Annotated in this window: 19 protein-coding genes; 4 read left to right on the top strand and 15 right to left on the bottom strand. The window is 69.8% G+C overall.

The window, feature by feature from the left end:
- Positions 1–80 precede the first annotated feature (80 nt).
- The 12 genes from ACKTTN_RS02800 to ACKTTN_RS02855 all read right to left on the bottom strand — a co-directional run bounded on the left by ACKTTN_RS02800 (position 81) and on the right by ACKTTN_RS02855 (position 10,682).
- The gene (locus ACKTTN_RS02800; RefSeq protein WP_407908351.1) at positions 81–1,247 is read right to left on the bottom strand and encodes a COG3904 family protein; all 1,167 of its coding nucleotides are present in this window, start codon (positions 1,245–1,247) and stop codon (positions 81–83) included.
- Positions 1,248–1,362: 115 nt separating this feature from the next.
- Positions 1,363–1,989, bottom strand: coding sequence for a YbhB/YbcL family Raf kinase inhibitor-like protein (locus ACKTTN_RS02805; RefSeq protein WP_407908352.1), 627 nt, complete (start codon positions 1,987–1,989; stop codon positions 1,363–1,365).
- Positions 1,990–2,016: 27 nt separating this feature from the next.
- The gene (locus ACKTTN_RS02810) at positions 2,017–4,086 is read right to left on the bottom strand and encodes a tetratricopeptide repeat protein (RefSeq protein ID WP_407908353.1); all 2,070 of its coding nucleotides are present in this window, start codon (positions 4,084–4,086) and stop codon (positions 2,017–2,019) included.
- A 46-nt stretch (positions 4,087–4,132) separates the two neighbouring features.
- The gene (locus tag ACKTTN_RS02815; protein ID WP_407908354.1) at positions 4,133–5,122 is read right to left on the bottom strand and encodes a YheT family hydrolase; all 990 of its coding nucleotides are present in this window, start codon (positions 5,120–5,122) and stop codon (positions 4,133–4,135) included.
- A gap of 7 nt (positions 5,123–5,129) precedes the next feature.
- On the bottom strand, positions 5,130–5,933 hold the full coding sequence (locus ACKTTN_RS02820) for a lysophospholipid acyltransferase family protein (protein WP_407908355.1): 804 nt from the start codon (positions 5,931–5,933) through the stop codon (positions 5,130–5,132).
- A gap of 49 nt (positions 5,934–5,982) precedes the next feature.
- Positions 5,983–6,423, bottom strand: a complete 441-nt coding sequence (locus ACKTTN_RS02825; protein ID WP_407908356.1) for a hotdog fold thioesterase — start codon at positions 6,421–6,423, stop codon at positions 5,983–5,985.
- Between the two features lie 31 nt (positions 6,424–6,454).
- Positions 6,455–6,823 carry a PDZ domain-containing protein gene (locus tag ACKTTN_RS02830; RefSeq protein ID WP_407908357.1) on the bottom strand — a complete coding sequence of 123 codons (369 nt, stop codon included), beginning with the start codon at positions 6,821–6,823 and terminating at the stop codon, positions 6,455–6,457.
- Between the two features lie 20 nt (positions 6,824–6,843).
- Positions 6,844–7,035, bottom strand: coding sequence for a hypothetical protein (locus ACKTTN_RS02835; RefSeq protein ID WP_407908358.1), 192 nt, complete (start codon positions 7,033–7,035; stop codon positions 6,844–6,846).
- Positions 7,036–7,128: 93 nt separating this feature from the next.
- A complete protein-coding gene (locus tag ACKTTN_RS02840; RefSeq protein WP_407908359.1) occupies positions 7,129–7,530 on the bottom strand; it encodes a VOC family protein in 402 nt (133 codons plus the stop codon).
- Between the two features lie 23 nt (positions 7,531–7,553).
- Positions 7,554–9,638, bottom strand: a complete 2,085-nt coding sequence (locus ACKTTN_RS02845; protein ID WP_407908360.1) for a phospholipase D family protein — start codon at positions 9,636–9,638, stop codon at positions 7,554–7,556.
- Positions 9,639–9,663: 25 nt separating this feature from the next.
- Positions 9,664–10,209, bottom strand: a complete 546-nt coding sequence (locus ACKTTN_RS02850; RefSeq protein WP_407908361.1) for a YceI family protein — start codon at positions 10,207–10,209, stop codon at positions 9,664–9,666.
- Positions 10,206–10,682, bottom strand: a complete 477-nt coding sequence (locus tag ACKTTN_RS02855) for a SixA phosphatase family protein (protein ID WP_407908362.1) — start codon at positions 10,680–10,682, stop codon at positions 10,206–10,208. Before ACKTTN_RS02855 ends, ACKTTN_RS02850 begins: the two co-directional genes overlap by 4 nt.
- Before the next feature lie 161 nt (positions 10,683–10,843).
- On the opposite strand from ACKTTN_RS02855, the gene ACKTTN_RS02860 reads away from it, so the two are divergent.
- On the top strand, positions 10,844–12,331 hold the full coding sequence (locus ACKTTN_RS02860; RefSeq protein ID WP_407908363.1) for an AAA family ATPase: 1,488 nt from the start codon (positions 10,844–10,846) through the stop codon (positions 12,329–12,331).
- Positions 12,332–12,432: 101 nt separating this feature from the next.
- Positions 12,433–12,636 (top strand): hypothetical protein, encoded by a 204-nt coding sequence (locus ACKTTN_RS02865; protein ID WP_407908364.1) that lies wholly within the window; start codon positions 12,433–12,435, stop codon positions 12,634–12,636.
- Here the strand turns inward: ACKTTN_RS02865 and ACKTTN_RS02870 are convergent, their stop codons facing one another.
- The 3 genes from ACKTTN_RS02870 to ACKTTN_RS02880 form a co-directional block, all read right to left on the bottom strand.
- The gene (locus tag ACKTTN_RS02870; RefSeq protein ID WP_407908365.1) at positions 12,637–13,449 is read right to left on the bottom strand and encodes a metallophosphoesterase family protein; all 813 of its coding nucleotides are present in this window, start codon (positions 13,447–13,449) and stop codon (positions 12,637–12,639) included.
- Positions 13,449–14,381, bottom strand: coding sequence for a diacylglycerol/lipid kinase family protein (locus ACKTTN_RS02875; RefSeq protein ID WP_407908366.1), 933 nt, complete (start codon positions 14,379–14,381; stop codon positions 13,449–13,451). The genes ACKTTN_RS02870 and ACKTTN_RS02875 overlap by 1 nt, the downstream gene beginning before the upstream one ends.
- An 83-nt stretch (positions 14,382–14,464) precedes the next feature.
- Positions 14,465–15,112 (bottom strand): tetratricopeptide repeat protein, encoded by a 648-nt coding sequence (locus ACKTTN_RS02880; protein ID WP_407908367.1) that lies wholly within the window; start codon positions 15,110–15,112, stop codon positions 14,465–14,467.
- A 213-nt stretch (positions 15,113–15,325) separates the two neighbouring features.
- Here ACKTTN_RS02880 and ACKTTN_RS02885 point away from each other — a divergent pair, with 213 nt between their 5' ends.
- Together ACKTTN_RS02885 and ACKTTN_RS02890 are read left to right on the top strand one after the other, a co-directional pair.
- A complete protein-coding gene (locus tag ACKTTN_RS02885; protein ID WP_407908368.1) occupies positions 15,326–19,012 on the top strand; it encodes an indolepyruvate ferredoxin oxidoreductase family protein in 3,687 nt (1,228 codons plus the stop codon).
- A 118-nt stretch (positions 19,013–19,130) separates the two neighbouring features.
- On the top strand, positions 19,131–21,017 hold the full coding sequence (locus tag ACKTTN_RS02890) for a beta-propeller domain-containing protein (RefSeq protein WP_407908369.1): 1,887 nt from the start codon (positions 19,131–19,133) through the stop codon (positions 21,015–21,017).
- Positions 21,018–21,094 lie beyond the last annotated feature (77 nt).

The following is a 21,094-nucleotide window of genomic DNA, read 5'->3' on the forward strand; positions in this document are numbered from 1 at the left end:
TAAAAAAAGGCCACGATGCGTTCGCGCTCGTGGCCTTTTGTTTTTTTCGACGACTGCGACGCAGCGTCGTGACAACGCGCTCAGCGCGCGTTGCGTGTCGCGCCGCCGTGCGTCGTCGATGCGCTGTCGTTCGACGCGACATTCGTGCCGGTGGCCGGCGCGTCGTCGGTACCATCGGCGGGCGTCGCTTCCGCGGCGGCAAGCTGTGCGGCCTGCTGGCGCAGCGTCTCGAGGTCGAGACGTCGCTGCGCATCGGCCAGCGGCGTTTCGTCCGCGCACTTCGCGTCCGGGAAGCCATAGGCCGAGCGCAGCTCGAGACCACAACGCGTCACGTCGTCCCAGGGCTTTTCGTCGACACCGCAACGCGCTTCGAACTGGCGCTCGAACGCATCGCGACGACGCATGAAATCCTCGCCGCACTTGCGACGGATGACGATACGTTCCAGGTCGTCCTGCGCGGCGTTGCGGCCAACGAGGCCGTACTCGTCGAGTTCGTCGGGCGTGAGCAGGCGCAGGCGGCGGTTCGGCACCGTCATCATCAGGTCGGCGACGGCGAGCGCGACGCCGTGGCGTTCGAAGTACTCACGCACCAGTGCGTTGACGTTGCGCAGTTCGTCGTTGAGTTCGGCGCGCGACGTCGCGTTCGACCGGTCGCGCATCAGGCGATGCACGCCGACCTTGCCGTGCACGACGCGATCGTCCGCCGCGGCGAGCACCAATACGCAGGCCGACAGGCAGTTCGCGTCGTCCTGTACGCGCACCGTCCACTTCGCGTCGGCCAGCGCATCGCCCGCGCGGATCGCTTCCTCGACATGGCCGCCCGCCGAGTCGATGTCGAGCAGCCGCTCGGGCAGGTCCATGCGCTGCGCCATCGCGGAGACGCGGCGCGTGAGTTCGGTGAAACCGCCGTCGATGCGACCGCTGTAGTGCAGGCGCACGAGCCCGGTCGACGCGCAGGTCGCCATCGCGTCGTAAAGCGGAAAGAATTCGAGCGAATCGAGCGCGCGCGGCGGATCGTCGGCGTCGTCGCGTTCGCAGCTGACCTGGGCAAGTCCGCGCTCGACGCGTGCGGCCGGCCAGTGCGTGCCGGACAGGTCATCGGCCGGTTGCGGCTGGGGTTCGTCGTTGGCCGGCATCGGGGCGACGGCGTTGTCGCCCAGCGTCACGGGCGCATGCGCGGCCGGCGGCGGCGCGGCCCCGCAGGCGGTGAGCAGCAGCGCAAGCGCGAGCACCAGGCTCCGTCGCATCACCCGTCCCGACTGCCGCACTGCCAACCTCCCCGACTCACATCGTCACCGCATCCTGAGGCCCGGCCGATGAACCACGGCTGGGCCGCCATGACCAGTCTAACGGCGCAACGGCTCAGGCCTTGACGTCCGGATGCAGTGAATAGCTGGCCTGCAGCGTCGCCTCGGCGAGCACGTGGCCGTGCATGGCGCGGAACACGTCGGCCGAGGTGAAGCGTTCGGGCAGGTCGAGCGTGGCGACGTCGAGCGCGAACAGCCGGAAGAAGTAGCGGTGCAGCCGCAGGTCGTTCGGCGGCGGGAACGCGCCGTCGTAGCCACGCCAGTCGCCGCGCATCGCTTCGTCGCCGGCGAACCAGCCGGTGTAGTCGTTCAGGCCCTGGCGGCTGCCAGCCGGACCCGCGGGCGCCTGCTTGCCGTGCGGGACGACGCCATCGCTGCAGGCGCCCGCGGCGATCTCGCGGACGTCCGCCGGGATGTCGGCCATGGCCCAGTGGGTGAAGTCGCAACGCGGCTGGTCGGCCGGGATCTCGACGCCCGCCTTGCCGACCATCTCCGGCACGGTCGGCACGTCGGGGTCCATCACCAGCAGCGCGAACGACCGGGTGCCGGCGGGCACGTCGTCCCAGCGCAGGTGCGGGTTGCGGTTCCGCCCGAAGCCGACGCCATCGCCCGTGCGCACGCCGGCCGCGAACTCGTCGGGCAGGCGCTGGCGGTGCTCGAAACTGTCACTGGTCAGGCGCATGGCGATCTCCGGCGAAGGTGGATTCGATCAGGCGGTGTAACCGAGGCGCGCCGCGACCGGGCCGAGGATCGCGAACGGCTCGTCGAGGACCTTGGCGAAGCGCTGCCACTGGCCCGATGGCAGGCGGCCCGCGCCGAACGACGGCATCGGTGCGGACGGCACTTCGATCTGCAGCGCATCGGCGAGCGCCTGCGCAACGCCGACCGGATCGTTCTCGATGCCGTCCAGGCGGACGAGCCGGTGCGGGAACAGGTCCTGCTCGTGCAGGTCGGCAACCTGCGACAGCACGCCGGCCAGCCACGTGGCCGCGGCGACGGGCGATTCGAAGCCCAGCGGCAGCGCGCCGTCGAAGGCGAGCCAATCGAGCAGCATGTCGCGCGGGTCGCGGATCGCGATCATCACGATCGCTTCCGGCAGATACGGACGCAGTGCGAGCAGCAGCGCGTTGTCCCAGTGCAGCAGCCAGTCGAACACGTTGCGGTCGGCAATGCCGCGCGCGGCGAGCACCGCGCGCCACTGCGCGACCAGGTACGCGCCATCCATGCGGCGGTCGACCAGCATCTGCGCGGTGTCGAAACGCTGGAACGGATCGCTCGGCGGCCGCGCGCCGAAACGGTCGGTGAGCATCGGCGCACCGCCTAGTTCGAAGGTGCGGACGAGGCGCTCGACCATCGACCCCGGTGCGCCCCACATCAGCAGCACGCCCGGCGCATCGTCCGGCAGCGGCGCGAGGTCCGGCCACGGGCCGGTGAAGCCCGTCGGCGCAGGCGGCGCGAGGCGTTCGGCGAGCACGTCGTGCTGCGATTGCAGCCAGGTGGCCACGGCGTCGGCCGGGCGGTCGGCGCGCTCGAACGCGAAGGCGAGCAGCTGGCGCAGGCCGCGCGCGACCTGCGGGTCGGTCGCACGCTCGGCGAGGCTGCGCAGGCGCGCAACGGCGAGTTCGGGATCACGCGCGAGCAGGCCGTCGAGCAGGCGCATTTCGGCCTGCGTGTGGCCCGGCTCCAGTTCGACGACGCGCTGTGCCGCGGCTTCGGCCAGTTCGGGCTCACCGGCGGCATCGTGCAACGACATGCGCGCGAGCAGCGCGGGCACGTGGTCGGGCATGGCGACCAGCCAGCGATCGATCACCGCGCGCGCTTCGTCGCCGGCATAAGGCTCGACGCCGAGGCGCGCGAGCCACAGATCGTGTTCCTGCGCGTGCGTCGCGAGTGCGGCGTCGAGCGTGCTGCGCGCGTCGTCGCGGTCGTCGCGCGCTTCCCATGCGGTGAGCAGCGTCGACAGCGTGCGGCGATCGCCCGGCATGTGGGCGAGCGCGTACTTCAGCCGCGGCATCGCGCTGTCCATGCGGTCGGCGGCCATCTCGAGTTCGCCGACCAGGCGGTGCAGCGCGGGCGACATGTCGGCCTGGTCGAGTAGCGGGATCAGTTCATCGGCGGCTTCGCCGGGACGCCCCTGCTGGCGGACGATGTCGGCGATCAGCGCGCGCAACGCCACGTTGTCGGGCGTGCCTTCGAGCACGCCACGGAAGGCCTGTTCGGCGAACGCGAGATGGCCTTTCGCGAGATACGCGAAGCCGAGCGAGTTGCGCACCATCGGTTCGTCGGGCGCGATCTGCGCGGCGCGCGTGAGGACGTCGAGCGCTTCGTCCGGCCGACCCCGACGCAGCGACAGCATGCCCTGCACCGCGCCCACCAGCGGGTGCTCGGGCGCGATGCGCGCGGCGGTACGCACGAGGCGTTCGGCTTCGTCGAGTTCACCGCGGCCGATCGCGAGTTGGGCCTGGATGATGTACGCGGGAAACTGGTTGGGATCGAGGCCGACACTGCGCGCGAGCGCAGCTTCCGCGGCATCGAGGTCGCGTGCCTGCAGCAGCAGCCCGGCGCGCTCGAGGTGCAGGTCGGCGTTTTCGGGCTGCTTTTCCAGCATGCCGTCGAGCGTCGCCAGCGCGGCGTCGCTGTCCCCCGACAGGCGCTGCGATGCCGCCAGCAGGCGCTGGGCGCGGAGATCGTCGGGGTGCTGCTCGACGAGCGACTGCGCGGCGTGCAGGGCTTCGTCGGCGGCGCCGCGGCGCAGCGCATCGATGACGGTGTCGTACATGGAATTCCCGGAAATGAAGCGAGGCGACCCCGGATTGTAGCGGGGGCTACGCGCCGGCCGGACGGTCCAGCACGCCGGCGACCCACTGCTCGCCGAAGCCGTCCAGGCGGGCATTGCGCAGGAAGCCGCAGTGGCCGCCGCGCGGGGTGATCGTGAGGCGGGTCGACGGCGCGAGCGTGAGCTGCTCGAAGTCGTCGACCGGGATGACCGGGTCATCCGCGGCGGTGAGGATCTCGGCCGGCACGTCGAGCGCGGCGAGGCGGTCTCCCGCCAGCGTGTACCCGTCGAAGTAGTTCTCGAGCGTGCCGAAGTCGGTGTGGCGCTCGACCAGCCATTCGGTGAGTGGACGCAGCCGCTGCGAGAGGGTGCGGTCGTCGAGGTGCAGCAGGTGCGGGAACAATTCCCGCTTGCGCATCAGCGACACGCGCCACTTGTGCTCGAAATAGCGGCGGTAAAGGCCGAAGCCGCGGTCCATCGCGTGCATGGTCTTGGCCGGATCGAGCACCGGGCAGACCGCGGCCACGCGCTCAAGCCGCAGCCCCGCCGCCGATGCGCGCAACGCGAGCCGCAGGGTGAAGTTGCCACCCAGCGAATAGCCGGCGGCGACCATGCGGTCGGCCGGGAAGCGTCGCGCGACTTCCAGCGCCGCGCGCACCACTTCGTCGATGCGGTTGGAGTGGAAGATCTGTTCGTTGAGATGGTGGCTGTCGCCGTGGTCGCGGAAGTTGAGGCGGAACGTCGACCAGCCGCGCGCGAGCAGTTCGGCGGCGGTAAGCCGCATGTAGCTGGAGTCGACGCTGCCTTCCCAACCGTGCAGCAGCAGTGCGAGGCCTTTGGAGGCGCCGTCGCCCGGCTCGTCGTGCAGGCCGGACAGGCGCACCCCGTCGCCCGCGTCGATCAGGTGCGGCGTGGTACGCGCACCGCGCGCGGCGAGCCGCCGCTGGCCGAGATAGCGGCGCAGCGGGCTGGTGCCGAGCACGGTCTGGATGTGGGCATCGCGCAGCCACCACGGCGGCGCGAATTCGGCCGGCCGCATCGCGCGCTCAGCCGCCCATCGCGGCGACGATGCGCGACCGCGCGAGATCGGCGATGCGACGCCGGCCGTCCTCCTGCCCCGCCGGGATCGGTTCGAGGAAGTGCACGGTGGCGCTGCGCGCCGGCTCGCCGAGCAGGCGGACCAGGTTGGCGGCGAAGCTCTCGCGCCGGCCGAACGCGACGGTCGTCTGCGCGGCGCCGTTCTCGCCGTACACCAGCGCCACCGGCTGCACCGGCACGCCCGCATCGACCGCGGCCGTGAAGATGCGCGCGTGGAACGGGCCGATCTCCGCGCCACCGCGGGTGCCGCCCTCCGGGAACACGCCGACCGAATCGCCGCGCTGCAGGCGTCGCACCATCTCGCCGAGCACGCCACCGAGCGATTCGGTGCTGCCGCGACGGTGATAGATGGTCTGCCCGCGCGAGGCGAGCCAGCCCACCAGCGGCCAGCGCGAGATCTCGTCCTTGGCCACGAAGCCCATCATCCGCTGGCTGTGCAGCATGGAGATGTCGACCCAGCCGACGTGGTTGGCGACGAACATGGTCGCGCCGCGCAACGGCGTGCCTTCGCGGCGCAGGCGGAAGCCGAAGATCCACATCAGCCCGTGCTGCCAGATGCGGATGACGCGGTGCTGGAACGGTTCGTCGCCCCAGCGCCAGTCGCGGGTGATGGGCGTGAGCAGAAGAAGCGTGATCGGCAGATGGACCAGCGCATGCCAGAGCAGCATGGGCACGCGGATCAGGTAGCGCGACGCGCGCAGCACGGCGGCGCCCGGTGCGGCGGCGCCTGCGGGGGACGTGGGCGCGATCATCGGTGGAACGATACCGGACGCATGCCCGCTCCGGTAACGCGGATGGCGATCAAGCCGGCGTCCGCGCGACCACGGCGAGCGTCAACCGCGACACGCAGACGAGCTTGCCGCGCTCGTCCTCGATGCGGATTTCCCAGACCTGCGTGCTCGCGCCGATGTGCAGCGGGCGCGCGGTGCCGGTGACCACGCCGTCGCGCACGCCGCGCACGTGGTTCGCGTTGATCTCGATGCCGACGCAGATGCGGTCCTCGGGGACGCACAGGTTGCCGGCGGTCGAGCCCAGCGTTTCCGCGAGCAGCACCGACGCGCCGCCGTGCAGCAGGCCATACGGTTGGCGGGTGCGTTCGTCGACCGGCATCGTCCCGCGCAGGAAATCGGCGCCGAGTTCGGTGAAGTGGATGCCCAGCGGCACCATCGCGGTGCCCGCGGACAACGCGTTGAGATCGGCGAGGGTGGTGGTGCCGCGGAACGGCGAAGCGGTCGAAGTCATCGCGCCACGATACCGTGCGCGGTCGACACGTTCAGCCGGCGGCGATCAGCTCGAGCCGGGCGACGCGGCCGTCGGCGTGGCGGACGGTCATGCGCAGGTGGTCGCCGGCTTTCATGCTTTGCAGCCTGTTGCCGAGCGGTCTGGCCGGCAGGCCACGGACCGCGGCGCCGTCGATTTCCAGCACCTGGTCGCCCGGACGCAGGTCCGCGGCAGACGCCGGCGAGCCGGCCATCACCGTCTTCACGGTGACGCGTTCGAGCGTAGGCGCCAGGAAGAAGCCTGCGGTCTCGATGTCGACGGCGAAGCCGAGACGGCCCTTCGCGGCACTCGCAGGGCACGTGACCATCGCGAAGGCGAGGCTGGCGGCGGTGGCGGCGCGAAGGGCGGTCGGACGGAACATCGGTCGTTACGGTCGATGGATCAGGCGACGCGGAAGCGCGGACCGATCGAATCGGTGGTGTAGCGGCGGGTGGTGGCGTAGCCGCTGCTCTTGCCGTAGCCGACGCCGAAATCGCGTTCACGCGGGCCAAGGCGGTTCGACAGGGTGAACGGGACGATGCGGGCGGTTTCGGCCGGGATCGGGTTCGGGGCGGTGCGTTCGGTGGCAGTCATGGCGGCTTCCTCGGTGAGTTGGTGAATCGGTGTGTTGGTAGAGTACAACACCTAGACGATTCGCCATGGGCCAGAAGTCACCCCACCGATGGACTAGCCGGTCGAGCCCGCTCCAGCGGCCGTCGCCCGGTGGGTGCCGAGCCACCAGAGGTTGCGTAGCGGGTCGCGCACGCCGGCGCTGCGATCGCCATAAGGGACGTCGCGCGGCTCGACGATGCTGGCCGCCCCGGCGGCGAGCGCACGCGCATGGCAGGCGTCGACGTCGGGCACGTAGACGTGCACCGATGCGCACATCGACGCACCGGGACGCTCACCGATCATCACGACCGAGTCCTCGATCGCCACTTCCGCATGGCGGATGCCGCCATCGGGCGACGCGTGCCGCACGCGTTCGACCGCACCGAACACCTCGACGAGAAATGCGATCTGCGCCGCGGCATCGTCGACGACGAGATACGGCGCGACTGCGGGATGTCCTTCGGGACGATGCGACATGTCGACCTCCGTGTCGTGCGCAACTAGAGGATCGGTGCGAGCCCCGCGCCGAATGCGGTGAAGATGCGCGTCATCACCGTCTTGAAGCCGATCGCGACTTCCGGGAAATCGCCGACCGGTTCGTAGCAGTCGCGAAAGCGCGGATCGTCCGGCGGCAACGGCAACGGGCACGTCGCCGACGGCTTGAACGCGTAGCTCGTGCCATAGCGTCGCGGCCACAGGTCGAAGATCGGCAACTGTTCTGACGCCTTGGTCACCGTGTAGTCGACGCCGGGCAGCACCGCCGCCTTGTCGCGCGGCGCGATCACCCACGAGTTGGCGGGCGAGATGTCGCGACCGATGCTCTCGGCGAGCGCACGCGCGAACACGGGATCGCGCACCACCACCATCGACTCGGTGTTGTAGTGATCCCCGCGCGGATCGAAGTTGTGCGTGCCGACCACGCCGACGGTGTCGTCGATCACCACCGACTTCGCGTGCAGACCCATGCGCACGCCGGGACGTTCGAGCGGGACCGGCGCGTTGCTGCGGCGGCTGCCGTAGGCGAGCGCGCCGAACTCGTGTTCGAGCGGGCGCGGTTTCGCGCGGCGCGCATCCTGCCGCGCGATCTCGCAATCGACCACGCTGCGGCGGTCGCACTCGATGCGCGTGCCCTTGGTCGCATTCGGTGGCGACGGTGTCGCGGTCGCGGCTGCCCTGGCGTTTGCAACGTCGCCCGTCGATGTCGATTGCGTCGCCGCCGGGCGTGCGGTCATAGCGTCCTGCGGTGCGCCCGATGCCACCAGCGACGCGCCGGCGAGCGGCTCGACCGCCGGCGTCGGCGCGACCGCATTGTCGCGCACCGCATCGACCGGCAAGGCGCCAGTGGTGGCGACGTCGATCGGCACGTCCTGCGGAAACGGCTTCATCTCGTAGATGTTGAAGCCGTACTCGCGCAGGTAACGGCGCTTGTACTTGTACGACAGCGCGTACGCGATGAACGCGTCGGTGGCGGCGAGGCTGTTGGTGGAGATGATCACGCGCGGTGGCTGCGGGCGCTGGTGCAGCGAGCGGAACATCTCGCGCGCGGGTTCGGACAGCACGAGGTACGGCGTCTGCAGCATCACCTGTTCCTTCGCGCCGAGGATCAGGTCGCGCAAGGTGACGCTGGCCGGCGACAGGCTTCCATCGGCCGCGACCTTGCCGGGCGGATCGGCGACGTATTCGACGTCGCCCACCGGGATCACGTGCGTCAGCAGACGCGTGCCGACGAACGCGGGATCATCGACAAGCGCCTTCGCCGCGCTGAGGCGTTCGGGATTTTCGTAGCCGGTCGGCATCGCCGGAACGCCGTCGCGCAGCAGCAGGTGGCCGACGTCGGACAGGTGTTCGATCGGTACCGCGCGGTGGTCGGTCCAGTAGGCATCGAAACTCTCGCCCATCGCGCGCGCCGCCGGGCCCGCGATCAGCACGTCGCGGTCGCGGAAGTTGTACTCGCTGCTCCAGTCGTAATAGTCGTCCTGGTAGTTGCGCCCGCCGGTGACGCCGACCGCGCCATCGATCAGCAGCAGCTTGGTATGCATGCGGCGGTTGAGGTCGTGCCAGCAGCATGCGGCGGCCCACGCGTAACCCGGGTAGCTGATGCGCGCGCGGCCGAGCACCGGGTTGTAGATCCGCGCCTGCAGGTTGGCGTGCACGCCGGCGAGCGCGGCGAGTGATTCCACGCGCTTCAATGCGGAGAGCTGGTCCATGAGGATGCGAACGCGCACGCCGCGCTTGGCCGCGGCGACCAGTTCGTCGAGCACGAAGCGCGCGGCGTCGTCCTCGTCGAAGATGTAGGTCTGCAGGTCGATGCTGGTGGTGGCGGTGCGGATCAGGTCGATGCGCGCGAGCAGTGCATCGCTGCCGCGATCGAGCAGGAGCGTGTAGTGGCGCGGATGGTCCGGCGTCGATTCGTGGAACGCGCGGCCCGCAAGCTCGTGCAGCGCCGATGGCCGCGCGCACGCGTCAGGGCGATCGCAGGTGACGGCGGTCGGCCGCGCGGCATCGACGACGGCGTCGACGCGACGCATTTCACGCGACGACAGGCCCGCGCAACCGCCGAGCAGCCCCGCAAGCAGGACGAGCACGAGCAGGCGCGGGACGACGGATCGGTCAGTCGACAAACAGGACATTCAGCTGGAACCGGACGCGGTCGGCCAGCGCCCAGCGCCAACCATCAAGGCCGTAATCATCGCGACTCACGCGTCCGGACGCGAGGATCGGGCAGTCGTAGCCGGGCCGCGCGCAGGTGGCGGCGGCGAGGTCGAAGCCTTCGCGATGCTCGACGCCGTGCATGCGCAGCACGCCTTCCATGCGCCCGCCGTCGTGCGCGAACGCCGACGGAAACGGGTCGGAGGTGAATTCGATATCGGGATAACGTTCCACGTCGAACAACTGCGGGCCGCGCGCGAGGCGCGTGTAGTAATCCGAATTGCCAACGCGCAACTGGCGCGCGGCCAGGCGCAGGTGCACCTGGCGGCGCCCGTCGACCAGCGTGTCGACGCGGCCTTCGAACACGGGGAAACGTCCGCGCACCGGCGAGCCGATGCGCGTGTGGATGTCGAAGTCGATGCGTGAGCGGGTGACGTCCAGCGCCTGCGCGGCGCTGCGCCCGCACGCGAAGCCGAGCAGCAGGGCAACGACGATGCGCGGCGTCACGGCCACCAGAACTGGGTAACGCCGGCCACGCCGGGCTCGAGCGCGGCGTCGACCGGCATCGACAGCACGACCACGCCCGCCGGTGGCACGCCGCGGTAGTCGCCGGTCTGGCCGCTCTCCATCAGCGCGGCGAGCTGCTCAAGGCCCGGGTTGTGGCCGACCAGCATCACCCGGCGCGTATCCCGGTAGCGGTCGGCGATCTCGATGAGCTGGCCGGGCGTGGCTTCGTAGATGCCGGGCTCGATGCGCTGGTCGACGTAGCCGGTCGCGCGCATCACGCCTTCCAGCGTTTCGCGCGTGCGGGCCGTCGGCGACAGCAGCACGACGTCGGGCACCTCGCCGTGCTCGACCAGCCAGCGCCCGACCGCCTCCGCCGCCGCATGCCCTTCCGCCGAAAGCGGGCGGTCGGCGTCGGCCTGCCCCGGCTGCGGGGCTTCGGCGTGGGCGTGTCGCAGCAGGATCAGATGGCGCATGGTCGGCGGGCTCCGGTTGGGGTCAGCTTGGCGCTTCGCGGTCGCCGCGAAGTGAACGCTCGCCATCGAGGCTACACCGCGCGCGGCATCGGCGGCGTGCGCCGCGCTGCCCGTATGATTCGCGCTCGCCGGCGCCGGACGCCCGGCCCGGACGACCCGTAATGAGTGAATTGCACGACCTGGTCGCGCTGATCCGCGCGAACACCCCGTTGATCGTCATCGAGACCCGCGACGAAGCCCGCGTGGTCGAACTGTTCCGGCAGGCGCTGATGCAGGTATGGCGCGAGCTGTACCGGTGGTCGATCACCGAGGGCCTGCGCCGGCTCGACTTCGACCGCGAGGATCCGCCGCACGTCGCGCCGGACGCCACACAGACGTTCCAGGCGATGCGCGACGCCGAGCAGCGTGGCATCTACGTGCTGTTCGACATGCATCCCTACCTCGGCTACGCGGGCAGCCAGCGCATGCTGCGCGACCTCGTGCAGCGTCGCGACTGCCAGCCGCACGTGATCGTGCTGGTCGGCCAGAACGTCGAGCTGCCGCCGGATATCGAATCGCTGGCGGTGCGCTTCCGCCCGCAGCTGCCCGACGCGAACGCGCGGCTGAAGATCGTGCGCGAGGAAGCCGACAACTTCGCGCGCGAGAACGGCGGGCGTCGCATCGAGGTCGATGCCGAGGCGGTGCAGCAGATCGTGCGCAACCTGCGCGGGCTCGATCCGGTCGACGTGCGCCGCATTGCGCGCCATCTGGTGTTCCGCGATGGCGCGCTCAACGCCGACGACCTGCCCGAACTCGCCAAGCTCAAGTTCGAGCTGCTCAACCGCAGCGGCCACCTGTCCTACGAGTACGACGGCGCGCAGATGGACGACGTCGCCGGCGCGCGTCGCATCAAGCAATGGATCGCGCAGCGAAAGAACGTGTTCCTCGCCGCCGAACCGCCGCCAGGACTCGATCCGCCCAAGGGCATGCTGCTGCTCGGCGTGCAGGGCTGCGGCAAGTCGATGCTGGCCAAAGCCGTGGCCGCGGGTTTCGGCGTGCCGCTGGTGCGGCTCGACTTCGGCACGCTGTACGACAAGTTCCACGGCGAGACCGAGAAGAACCTGCGGCAGGCGCTGGAGTCGGTCGAACAGCTCGAGCCCTGCGTGCTGTGGATCGACGAGATCGAAAAAGGCGTGTCGACCGACGAGGGCAACGGCGACGGCGGCGTGTCGCGTCGCGTGCTCGGCTTCCTGCTGACGTGGATGGCCGAACGCAAGTCGCGCGTGTTCCTCGTCGCCACCGCGAACCAGATCGATTCGCTGCCACCCGAGCTGCTGCGCAAGGGACGTTTCGACGAGATCTTCTTCGTCGACCTGCCCGCACGCGACATTCGCGAACAGCTGTTCCAGCTGCACTTGAAAAAACGCGGCCTGGATCCTGCCGGCTTCGACCTCGCGGGGCTGGCCGGTGCGAGCGAAGGTTTCTCGGGCGCGGAGATCGAGCAGGCGATCGTGTCGGGCCTGTATGCGGCGCATGCGGCCGGCGTCGCGCTGTCGGACTTCACCCTGCGTGGCGAGTTGCGCAATACGCGTCCGCTGTCGGTGGTGATGGGCGAACGCGTCGCTGCGCTGCGCGAATGGGCGCAGGGCCGCACGGTCCCCGCCGACTGATCGATCGCGTCGGACAAATCCGACGCGTCGCCGCGCGAACGCCCGACGGTGCGAGCGCGCGATGCGTTCCAGACTGCGCGGCATTCCACCGGAACGCCGCCATGCACCGCATCGTCATCGAACCGATTGAAGACGGCTGGCTGCTGCGCCGCCCGTGCGGCCATGCCGAATGGATCGACACGCGCGACTGGGCCGAGCGCGCGGCCGAGAGCGTCGCGCACGAATTCCACACGCGGTCGGGGCGTCCGGCCTGCGCCGTGGTCGCGAACGACCACGCGCTGGTCGAGTTCGCGCGCTTCGGCTGATCAGGCCGGCTGCCAGCCGGTGCCGTGCACGTAGCGATAGGCGGTGACGCCCTCCTGCACGAAACGCTGCTGCTGCGCCGACCAGCGCCAGGTATCGACGTCGAGCCCGGTCTCGCCGATGCGCAGCACGTTGAACGCGTTGGCCTCGTCGCGCTCGCGCGTCGACGTCGCCGTGCCGGCCTGCACCACCAGCGCGGCGAACCCGGCAATGCGATAGCGATGCGCGGTGGTGCCGACGTTGCTGTGGTGCAGGTGGCCGGACAGGAAGACGTCGACCTCGGCCTTGGCGAACTCCGCCATCGCCATCGGCGCGCGGCCGAGCACGTCGTTCTCGTCGCCGCCCGCGGGGATGTCGAACGGGTGATGGGTGACGACGATTCGCGTCACCACCTCGGGCAGGCCGTCGAAGCGTTTCGCGATCTCGCGCACCTGGTCGACGTTGATGCGCCCGCCCTTGAACGTGAGCGAACGCGCCGTGTTGACGCCGACCACCGCGATCTCGTCGTCCACGAACGTGGGCATTTCGACGTCGCTGATGTAGCGGCGGAAGCGCGTCAGCGGCGACAGGAATCGGCGCACGACGTCGTAGAACGGTATGTCGTGGTTGCCGGGAACGACGATCTGCGGGCCCGGCAACGTCGCCAGGTAGTCGCGCGCATCGCGGAACTGCCCGCTGCGCGCGCGCTGCGTGAGATCGCCCGACACCACGACGACGTCGGGGCGTGCGTCGAAGATCGCGCGACGCAGCGGTTCCAGCAGCGTGGTGTCGACGCGGCCGAAATGAAGGTCGGAAATATGCACGACGGTACGCATCAGGCAGCTCCGTCGGATGCGTCGGCGGGCGGCGCGAACACGCGCAGCGCGCGCGGGCGCACGCGGAAGTGGAGCGGCGCGTCGGCCATCGCGACTTCGCCGTCGCGGGCGAGGCGCACGCGCGGATGATGGGCGCGCACGACCAGTTCGGTGGTCGTCATGTGCTCGAGTTCGTCGCTGCCGGACAGTCGCCCGAACAACGCGCGCAGCGCGAGGCCGATCAGTGCGAACGGCGATGCAGTGCGCAGGACATGCACGCACAGTTGGCCGCCGTCCAGGCAGTCGCGGCTTCCGGCGTGCGGCCCTTCGAGCACATAGGGGTTGTTGCCGACGAAGACGAACGGTGTGCGTCTCTGCAGCGTGCGGCCATCGGCCTGCAATTCCAGCGAGAACGAGTGCGGATGGCGCAGCACCGACCACGCGGCACGCGCCAGTGCCGGCCATTTGCCGAGCCCGCGCGAGCGTTGCAGGGCTTCGCGCTGCACCACCATCGCCGGGTACAGGCCCAGGCTGGCGTTGTTGAGGAACGGCGCGTCGTCGACCTCGCCGACGTCGATGCTGCGCACGTGGCCCGCGGCGATGACGCCGGCCGCGTCCTCGAGCTCCGCCGGCAGGCCGAGATCCTTGGAGAAGTGATTGAGCGTGCCGACGGGGACCACGCCGAGCACGACGTCGTCGCGATCGAGCAGTTCCCCGGCGACGGCGCTGACGGTGCCATCGCCGCCGGCGGCGACGACGCAGGTCGCGCCGTCGTCGAGCACGCGACGGACCGTCGTCGCGATGTCGCCACCGGATTCGATCCGGTGGACCTCGGCCTCGAGGCCGTGGCGCGCGAACGCAGCGTGGATGTCGGCGTCAGCCAGGTCGCGCCCCGCGCGCGACCCGGCATTGACGACGACCGGGACGGAACGGCACCGCGACGGATCATTCATGGCCGGCGATGCTGCGGGCGCCGGCGTCGATGGGGCGTGCAGCGCGCGGCGCGCAACGACGCGCCGCGTTGGCTCGATTCAGGTCACGGCCACTTTGGCGGATTCGCCGCCCACGCGGCCTGCACTTCGGCGAGCGTCGCGCGCTCGTCGTCACGCCACTGCGGCAGCAGCTCCGCGTACTGCGCGCTGGTCGACCACTGGGTCGGCTCGGTGCGCACGGCGGCGGCGTACCAGCGGACGGCTTCGTCCTTGCGGCCGAGCTTCCACAGCGCGAGGGCGTAGGTCGTCGGCATCCACGAGGCGGTGACGCCGCGCGAGCCGATCTCCGACCACTGCTGCAGCGCGCCTTCGGCGTCGCCGGCGCGGTACAGGTCCCAGCCGTAGTTCCACTTCACCGGCTTCCACAGCCCGTTGGTGAGGTCGATGCGGGCGAGCGCGCGGGAGTAGAGGTTGCCACCCACATCGTTCTGGCCGCCCTGCATCGCGTAGTGCGCGAGCTGTGCGGTTTCGAGGACGGCTTCGGGGCGGCGCTCGACCGTACGGGTCAGGCGGTCGACCGCGGCCGGCGTGCGCTCCTTGAGCTCCAGCACGGGGCGGACGGTGGCGGCATCGGCGTCGAAATAGAACTCGCTCTGGCGCGGCAGTTCGACGGACTGCGCCATGGCGGCGGACGAACCGGCGCCCAGGGCGACGGCGAGCAGGGCAGCGGGCAGTAGGGAACGGCGGTTCATTGGACGGGGGACCTTGCTGGATTCGGAGTCGGAGCGCGGGTGCGCCCCGCGAGCAAGCAATTCTGATGCCAGACCACCCGCTTCCGTACGCCAGCGAACGGGGTATTCCGTGCCCCACTGCTAGAATTCGCAGGCTCGCCGGCGCGTCGACCCTCTCCGCCGGCCTTCCCTCCCGACGCCACCTCGCGGCCCCACAGCCGTGTCGGAGCCTGCATGACCAGCACCGCCGAACTTTCGTCGCCCGCCTCGGCCGACACGGGCCTCACGCGTTCCGTCGTCGACCCCGACTACACGCTCGACCACAAGTACAGCCGTGTCGACGGCCGCATCTACCTGTCCGGCGTGCAGGCCCTTGTCCGCCTGCCGCTGATGCAGCGCCTGCGCGACCAAGCCGCGGGCCTCAACACCGGCGGCTTCGTCTCCGGTTATCGCGGCTCGCCGCTCGGTGGCTTCGACCTCGAACTCTGGCGCGCGAAGAAGCACCTCGAAGCCGCGGGCGTGAAGTTCACCCCGGGCCTCAACGAGGACCTCGGCGCGACCATGGTCTGGGGCACCCAGCAGACCGGCCTGTTCCCGGGCGCGAAGGTCGATGGCGTCTACGGCATGTGGTACGGCAAGGGCCCGGGCGTGGACCGCTGCGGCGACGTGTTCAAGCACGCCAATGCCGCCGGCACCGCGAAGCACGGCGGCGTGCTTGCTTTGGCCGCAGATGACCATGCGTGTCGCTCTTCGACCCTGCCGCACGGTTCCGAGCACGAATTCGTCAGTGCGCTTATGCCGGTGCTGAACCCGGCCGGCGTGCAGGACATCCTCGACATGGGCCTCGTGGGCTGGGCGATGTCGCGTTATACGGGCCGCTGGGTCGGCTTCAAGACGATCGCCGAGACGGTGGAGTCGTCGGCCTCGGTCGACGCCAATCCGCTGGCGCGCGAGATCGTCATCCCGACCGACTTCGACATGCCGGAAGGCGGCCTCAACATCCGCTGGCCGGATCCGCCGCTGAACCAGGAGATGCGCCTGCACCAGTACGCGGTGAAGGCGGCGCAGGCGTTCGCGCGTGCGAACAGGATCGATCGCATCGTCATCGATTCGCCGGCTGCGCGCCTGGGCATCATCACCACCGGCAAGTCGTACCTCGACGTGCTGCAGGCGCTGGAATACCTCGGCCTCGACGAACGCGCGTGCAGCGACCTCGGCATCCGCGTCTACAAGGTCGGCATGACCTGGCCGCTGGAACCGGTCGGCCTGCGTGCATTCGCGCGTGGCCTGAGCGACATCCTCGTCGTCGAGGAAAAACTGTCCTTCATCGAAAGCCAGATGAAGGAGCAGATGTACAACTGGCCGGAGCGTCCGTCGGTCGTCGGCAAGTACGACGAGAGCGGCGAGTGGATCCTGCCGTCGACGTCGGAACTGACGCCGGCACGCATCGCGCGCGTGATCGCGCAGCGCATCCAGCGTTTCCACGATTCGTCGCACATCCGCGACGTGCTCGCGTGGATGGAGCAGAAGGAATCCGAGCTCGCGCTGCCGCGCGCTGCGTTCCCGCGCGTGCCGCACTACTGCTCGGGCTGCCCGCACAACACATCGACGGTGGTGCCGGAGGGTTCGCGCGCGCTCGCGGGCATCGGCTGCCATTACATGGTCACGTGGATGGATCGGAACACCGATACGTTCACGCACATGGGCGGCGAAGGCGTGACGTGGGCGGGCCAGGCCGCGTTCACCGAGACGGAGCACGTGTTCCAGAACCTCGGCGACGGCACCTACTTCCACAGCGGTTCGCTGGCGATCCGCCAGGCGATCGCGGCGGGCGTCAACATCACCTACAAGATCCTCTACAACGACGCGGTCGCGATGACGGGCGGCCAGCCGGTCGACGGCACGTTGAGCGTTCCGCAGATCGCGCATCAGGTGCGTTCGGAAGGTGTGCAGACGATCGTGCTGCTGTCCGACGACATCGCGAAGTGGAGCGATCACTCGATCTTCCCGAGCGGCGTCGAATTCCTCGACCGTCGCGAGCTCGACGCGGTGCAGCGTCGGCTGCGCGAAGTGAAGGGCACCAGCGTGCTGATCTATGACCAGACCTGCGCGACGGAAAAACGTCGTCGTCGCAAGCGCGGCAAGATGGTCGATCCGCAGAAGCGCGTGGTCGTCAATTCGCTGGTCTGCGAAGGCTGCGGCGACTGCGGCAAGAAGTCGTTCTGCGTGTCGGTGCTGCCGAAGGAAACCGAGTTCGGCCGCAAGCGCGAGATCGACCAGAGCAATTGCAACAAGGACTTCAGCTGCGTCGAAGGCTTCTGCCCGAGCTTTGTCACCGTCGAAGGCGGCGCGCTGCGCAAGAAGAAGGGTGCATCGAACGCGAAGGATCGTCTCGGCGATCTGCCGATGCCGACGCTGCCCGCGCTCGACAAGCCCTGGAACATCCTGATCACCGGCGTCGGCGGCACCGGCGTCGTCACCATCGGTGCGCTGCTCGGCATGGCCGGGCATCTCGAAGGCAAGGGCGCGAGCGTGCTCGACCAGACCGGCCTCGCGCAGAAGGGCGGCGCGGTCACCACGCACATCCGCATCGCGAACGCGCCGGCCGATATCCACGCCGTGCGTATTGCTGCAGGTGAAGCGGACCTTGTGCTCGGCTGCGACATGGTCGTCGTCAACGATTACTGGGCGCTTTCGAAGGTGCGTTCGGGCCGCACGCAGGTCGTGCTCAACAGTTATGAAGCGATGCCCGGCACGTTCACCACGCGCCCGGACATGGACTTCCCGGCCGCCGACATCGTCGACGCCGTGCGTCGCGCGCTCGACGGTGGCGAACCGCATGTGGTCGATGCGACGCAACTCGCCACCGCGCTGCTGGGTGATGCCATCGCGACCAACCTCTTCATGCTCGGCTACGCCTGGCAGCAGGGCCTGGTGCCGGTGTCGTTCGAATCGCTGATGCGCGCCGTCGAGCTCAACGGCGCGGCGATCGAGATGAACAAGACCGCGTTCGCCTGGGGTCGCCTCGCCTCGATCGACCCGGCCGCCGTCGCCGAGGCCGCGGGCCTCAAGACCAACCGCCGCACCGCCGCCGAGGCCACGCCGCACGCGCTGCCGATGCTGCCGCCCGCGCAGTGGGAAGGCCACGAGGCCGGCGGCCCGAGCATCCCGCGCGCGATGCCGGTGCACGACGACCTGCGCCACGTGCCCGCGCACGGCGACGACAACGTCGTGTTCCTGCCGCTCGACGACGCACGCCTGTCGCGTTCGCTCGACGAAGTGATCGCGCGTCGCGTGAAGTTCCTCACCGAGTACCAGAACGCCGCGTACGCCAAGCGCTATTCGGACTTCGTTGCTAAGGTGCGTGCCGCCGAGGAAGCGAAGGCGCCGGGCAGCACGGATCTCGCCGAAGCCGTGGCGCGTTATGCGTTCAAGCTGATGGCCTACAAGGACGAATACGAAGTCGCGCGCCTGTACACCAGCGGCGAGTTCGAGCGCCGCGTTCGCGATCAGTTCGAAGGCGACTTCAAACTGCGCTTCCACCTCGCGCCGCCGATGCTGTCGAAGAAGGACGCGCAGGGCCGCGGCGTCAAGAAGGCCTACGGCCCGTGGGTGTTCACCGCGTTCAAGCTGCTCGCGAAGATGCGCGGCCTGCGCGGCACCGCGCTCGACGTGTTCGGCAAGACGCACGAGCGCCGCATGGAGCGCCAGCTCATCGCCGACTACATGCGCACCGTCGACGGCCTGCTCGGCAAGCTCGATGCCGGCAACGTCGACCTCGCCGCGCAGATCGCGTCGGTCCCGGAACACATCCGCGGCTACGGCCACGTCAAGGAAGACCACTTCGCCAAGGCGAAGGCACGCGAGGCCGAACTGCTGCGCGAATGGGACAACCCGCTGCGACTCGTCCGCGTCGCCTGACCCCCAGGAAGCCCCGCTCCGGCGGGGCTTCCTCGTTTACGGCATGCTCCGCACGCGGCCAACCCCGTGGGGCCTGGTCGAGCGTTCGACCTCGCACACCGCCTACCGGGACCTCGCCATGTCGCACCCGCTCCGCACCGCGCTCGTCGCCGCGCTGACGCTCGCCCTCGCCGGCGGCGCAGCCCCCGCATCCGCCGCGACCCTCAAGCCCTATCGCAGCGAAGCGCAGCTCACCCGCGCACTCGATGCATGGAAAGCGCGCGAGCTGCGCGCGAGCCGGCGCCGGGAGCGCGCGATGGCCACCGCCATGCCGGCCAGCACGAACCCGCCCGCGCCGCCACCGGCACCCATGGCGGCGCCGTCGCCTGCGGAACCGGCGATGCTCAGCGACGCTTCGCCGGCTGGCGCGGCCGCGAACGAATCCATCACCAACAACCAGACCCAGGGCGTCGACGAAGGCGACATCGTCAAGCGCGCCGGCGACGTGCTGGTGGTGCTGCGCCGCGGCCGACTGTTCACCGTGCGCGTCGCCGACGATCGCCTCGAGACCGTGGCAAGCGCGGACGCATTCGGCAATGACGTCGATCCATCCGGCACCTGGTACGACGAGATGCTGGTGAGCCGCGACACCGTCGCCGTCATCGGCTACAGCTATGCGCGCGGCGGTACGGAGGTCGGCCTGTTCGATCTCGCGCGCGACGGCGGCCTGCACTACCGCGCCACCTACCAGCTGCGCAGCAGCGACTACTACTCCTCGCGCAACTACGCGAGCCGTCTGGTCGGCCACAAGCTGGTGTTCTATTCGCCGTCCGACCTGAACCCGTGGTCGGACTGGCGCAAGTCGCTGCCGGCCTACCGGCACTGGACGCACGACGCCACGCCGGAGTCGTTCAAGCGCATGCTGCCGGCGACGCGCGTCTATCGCGGCCTCGACGAACTCGGTGACTCCGTGGCGCTGCACACCGTGTCGGTCTGCGACCTCGATCGCCCGGACATGGACTGCGAGGCGACCGCGGTGCTCGGCGGTTCCGGCAGCACGTTCTACGTGTCGGAAGACGCCGTCTACATCTGGACCACCGGCGCGCGCAACGAACACGGCACGCCCGCGGCGGGCGTGGTGCGCATGCCGCTCGACGGCGGCGCGCCGTCGATGCTGGGCGCGTGGGGCGCACCGATCGACCAGATGGCGTTCCTGCAGAAGGACGGTTGGCTCAACGTGCTGGTCGCGCGCGACGGCGACGGCGACCGCATGTGGAGCGCGACGCGCGGCGGTGGCGACATGGCGCTGATGCGCGTGCCGCTGTCGGCGTTCGGCAACCTGCATGCGCATGCCAGGCGCGAACAGTTCCGGCTGCTGCCCGGCACCTCGGCGTACGACGTGCACCAGCGCTTCATCGGCGACTGGCTGGTCTACGGCGACGGCGTGTGGGACGGCAAGAAGCAGACCGTGCACGCCGTTCGCTATGCGTCGACGACACCCGCGCAGTCGATGACGCTGCCGCACCGCCTCGAACGCATCGACGCGCTCGGCACCGACGGCGTGCTGGTTGGCAACGACGGCGACGACCTCGTGTTCACCGGCCTGCGACTGCGCGGCGATTCGGCGTCGATCGCCGATGCCTACCGGCGCACCGGCGCGCAGCAGGGTGACGATCGCACCCACGGATTCTTCTATCGCCCGCAGGACGCCGACAGCGGCATGCTCGGCCTGCCCATCCTGCGCGGCGGTGAACGCGCGGGCGCATCGGTGCTGTACCTGCGCAACCGCGCGCTCACGCTGTCGCCGCTCGGCACGCTCGACTCGCATCCGGTCAGCGGCGACGACGCCTGCCGCGCCAGCTGCGTGGACTGGTACGGCAATGCGCGGCCGATCTTCCTCGGCGATCGCGTTTTCGCACTGCTCGGCTACGAGCTGGTCGAAGGCCGCGTCGACGGTGATGCGATCAGCGAACGACGTCGCGTCGATTTCGCGCCGCGCCGAGCGGTGGTCGTCAGCGGCAAGTAGTCGGCCGGCGCGTAACCGATCGCTAACGCGACGTGGCCGACGGGCGGCCGCCGAGCCTTACGACGCGTGACCTATAA

Source organism: Lysobacter claricitrinus, assembly GCF_045866565.1.
GTDB classification, from domain to species: domain Bacteria; phylum Pseudomonadota; class Gammaproteobacteria; order Xanthomonadales; family Xanthomonadaceae; genus Cognatilysobacter; species Cognatilysobacter claricitrinus.

What these genes read in the sequence shown, in the direction of transcription:
- ACKTTN_RS02820 (WP_407908355.1), bottom strand. Translation starts at nt 5,933, where the DNA reads ATGATCGCGCCCACGTCCCCCGCAGGCGCCGCCGCACCGGGCGCCGCC.
- ACKTTN_RS02800 (WP_407908351.1), bottom strand. Translation starts at nt 1,247, where the DNA reads ATGCGACGGAGCCTGGTGCTCGCGCTTGCGCTGCTGCTCACCGCCTGC.
- ACKTTN_RS02840 (WP_407908359.1), bottom strand. Translation starts at nt 7,530, where the DNA reads ATGTCGCATCGTCCCGAAGGACATCCCGCAGTCGCGCCGTATCTCGTC.
- ACKTTN_RS02880 (WP_407908367.1), bottom strand. Translation starts at nt 15,112, where the DNA reads ATGAACCGCCGTTCCCTACTGCCCGCTGCCCTGCTCGCCGTCGCCCTG.
- ACKTTN_RS02875 (WP_407908366.1), bottom strand. Translation starts at nt 14,381, where the DNA reads ATGAATGATCCGTCGCGGTGCCGTTCCGTCCCGGTCGTCGTCAATGCC.
- ACKTTN_RS02860 (WP_407908363.1), top strand. Translation starts at nt 10,844, where the DNA reads ATGAGTGAATTGCACGACCTGGTCGCGCTGATCCGCGCGAACACCCCG.
- ACKTTN_RS02885 (WP_407908368.1), top strand. Translation starts at nt 15,326, where the DNA reads ATGACCAGCACCGCCGAACTTTCGTCGCCCGCCTCGGCCGACACGGGC.
- ACKTTN_RS02830 (WP_407908357.1), bottom strand. Translation starts at nt 6,823, where the DNA reads ATGTTCCGTCCGACCGCCCTTCGCGCCGCCACCGCCGCCAGCCTCGCC.
- ACKTTN_RS02805 (WP_407908352.1), bottom strand. Translation starts at nt 1,989, where the DNA reads ATGCGCCTGACCAGTGACAGTTTCGAGCACCGCCAGCGCCTGCCCGAC.
- ACKTTN_RS02835 (WP_407908358.1), bottom strand. Translation starts at nt 7,035, where the DNA reads ATGACTGCCACCGAACGCACCGCCCCGAACCCGATCCCGGCCGAAACC.
- ACKTTN_RS02855 (WP_407908362.1), bottom strand. Translation starts at nt 10,682, where the DNA reads ATGCGCCATCTGATCCTGCTGCGACACGCCCACGCCGAAGCCCCGCAG.
- ACKTTN_RS02890 (WP_407908369.1), top strand. Translation starts at nt 19,131, where the DNA reads ATGTCGCACCCGCTCCGCACCGCGCTCGTCGCCGCGCTGACGCTCGCC.
- ACKTTN_RS02810 (WP_407908353.1), bottom strand. Translation starts at nt 4,086, where the DNA reads ATGTACGACACCGTCATCGATGCGCTGCGCCGCGGCGCCGCCGACGAA.
- ACKTTN_RS02825 (WP_407908356.1), bottom strand. Translation starts at nt 6,423, where the DNA reads ATGACTTCGACCGCTTCGCCGTTCCGCGGCACCACCACCCTCGCCGAT.
- ACKTTN_RS02870 (WP_407908365.1), bottom strand. Translation starts at nt 13,449, where the DNA reads ATGCGTACCGTCGTGCATATTTCCGACCTTCATTTCGGCCGCGTCGAC.
- ACKTTN_RS02815 (WP_407908354.1), bottom strand. Translation starts at nt 5,122, where the DNA reads ATGCGGCCGGCCGAATTCGCGCCGCCGTGGTGGCTGCGCGATGCCCAC.
- ACKTTN_RS02865 (WP_407908364.1), top strand. Translation starts at nt 12,433, where the DNA reads ATGCACCGCATCGTCATCGAACCGATTGAAGACGGCTGGCTGCTGCGC.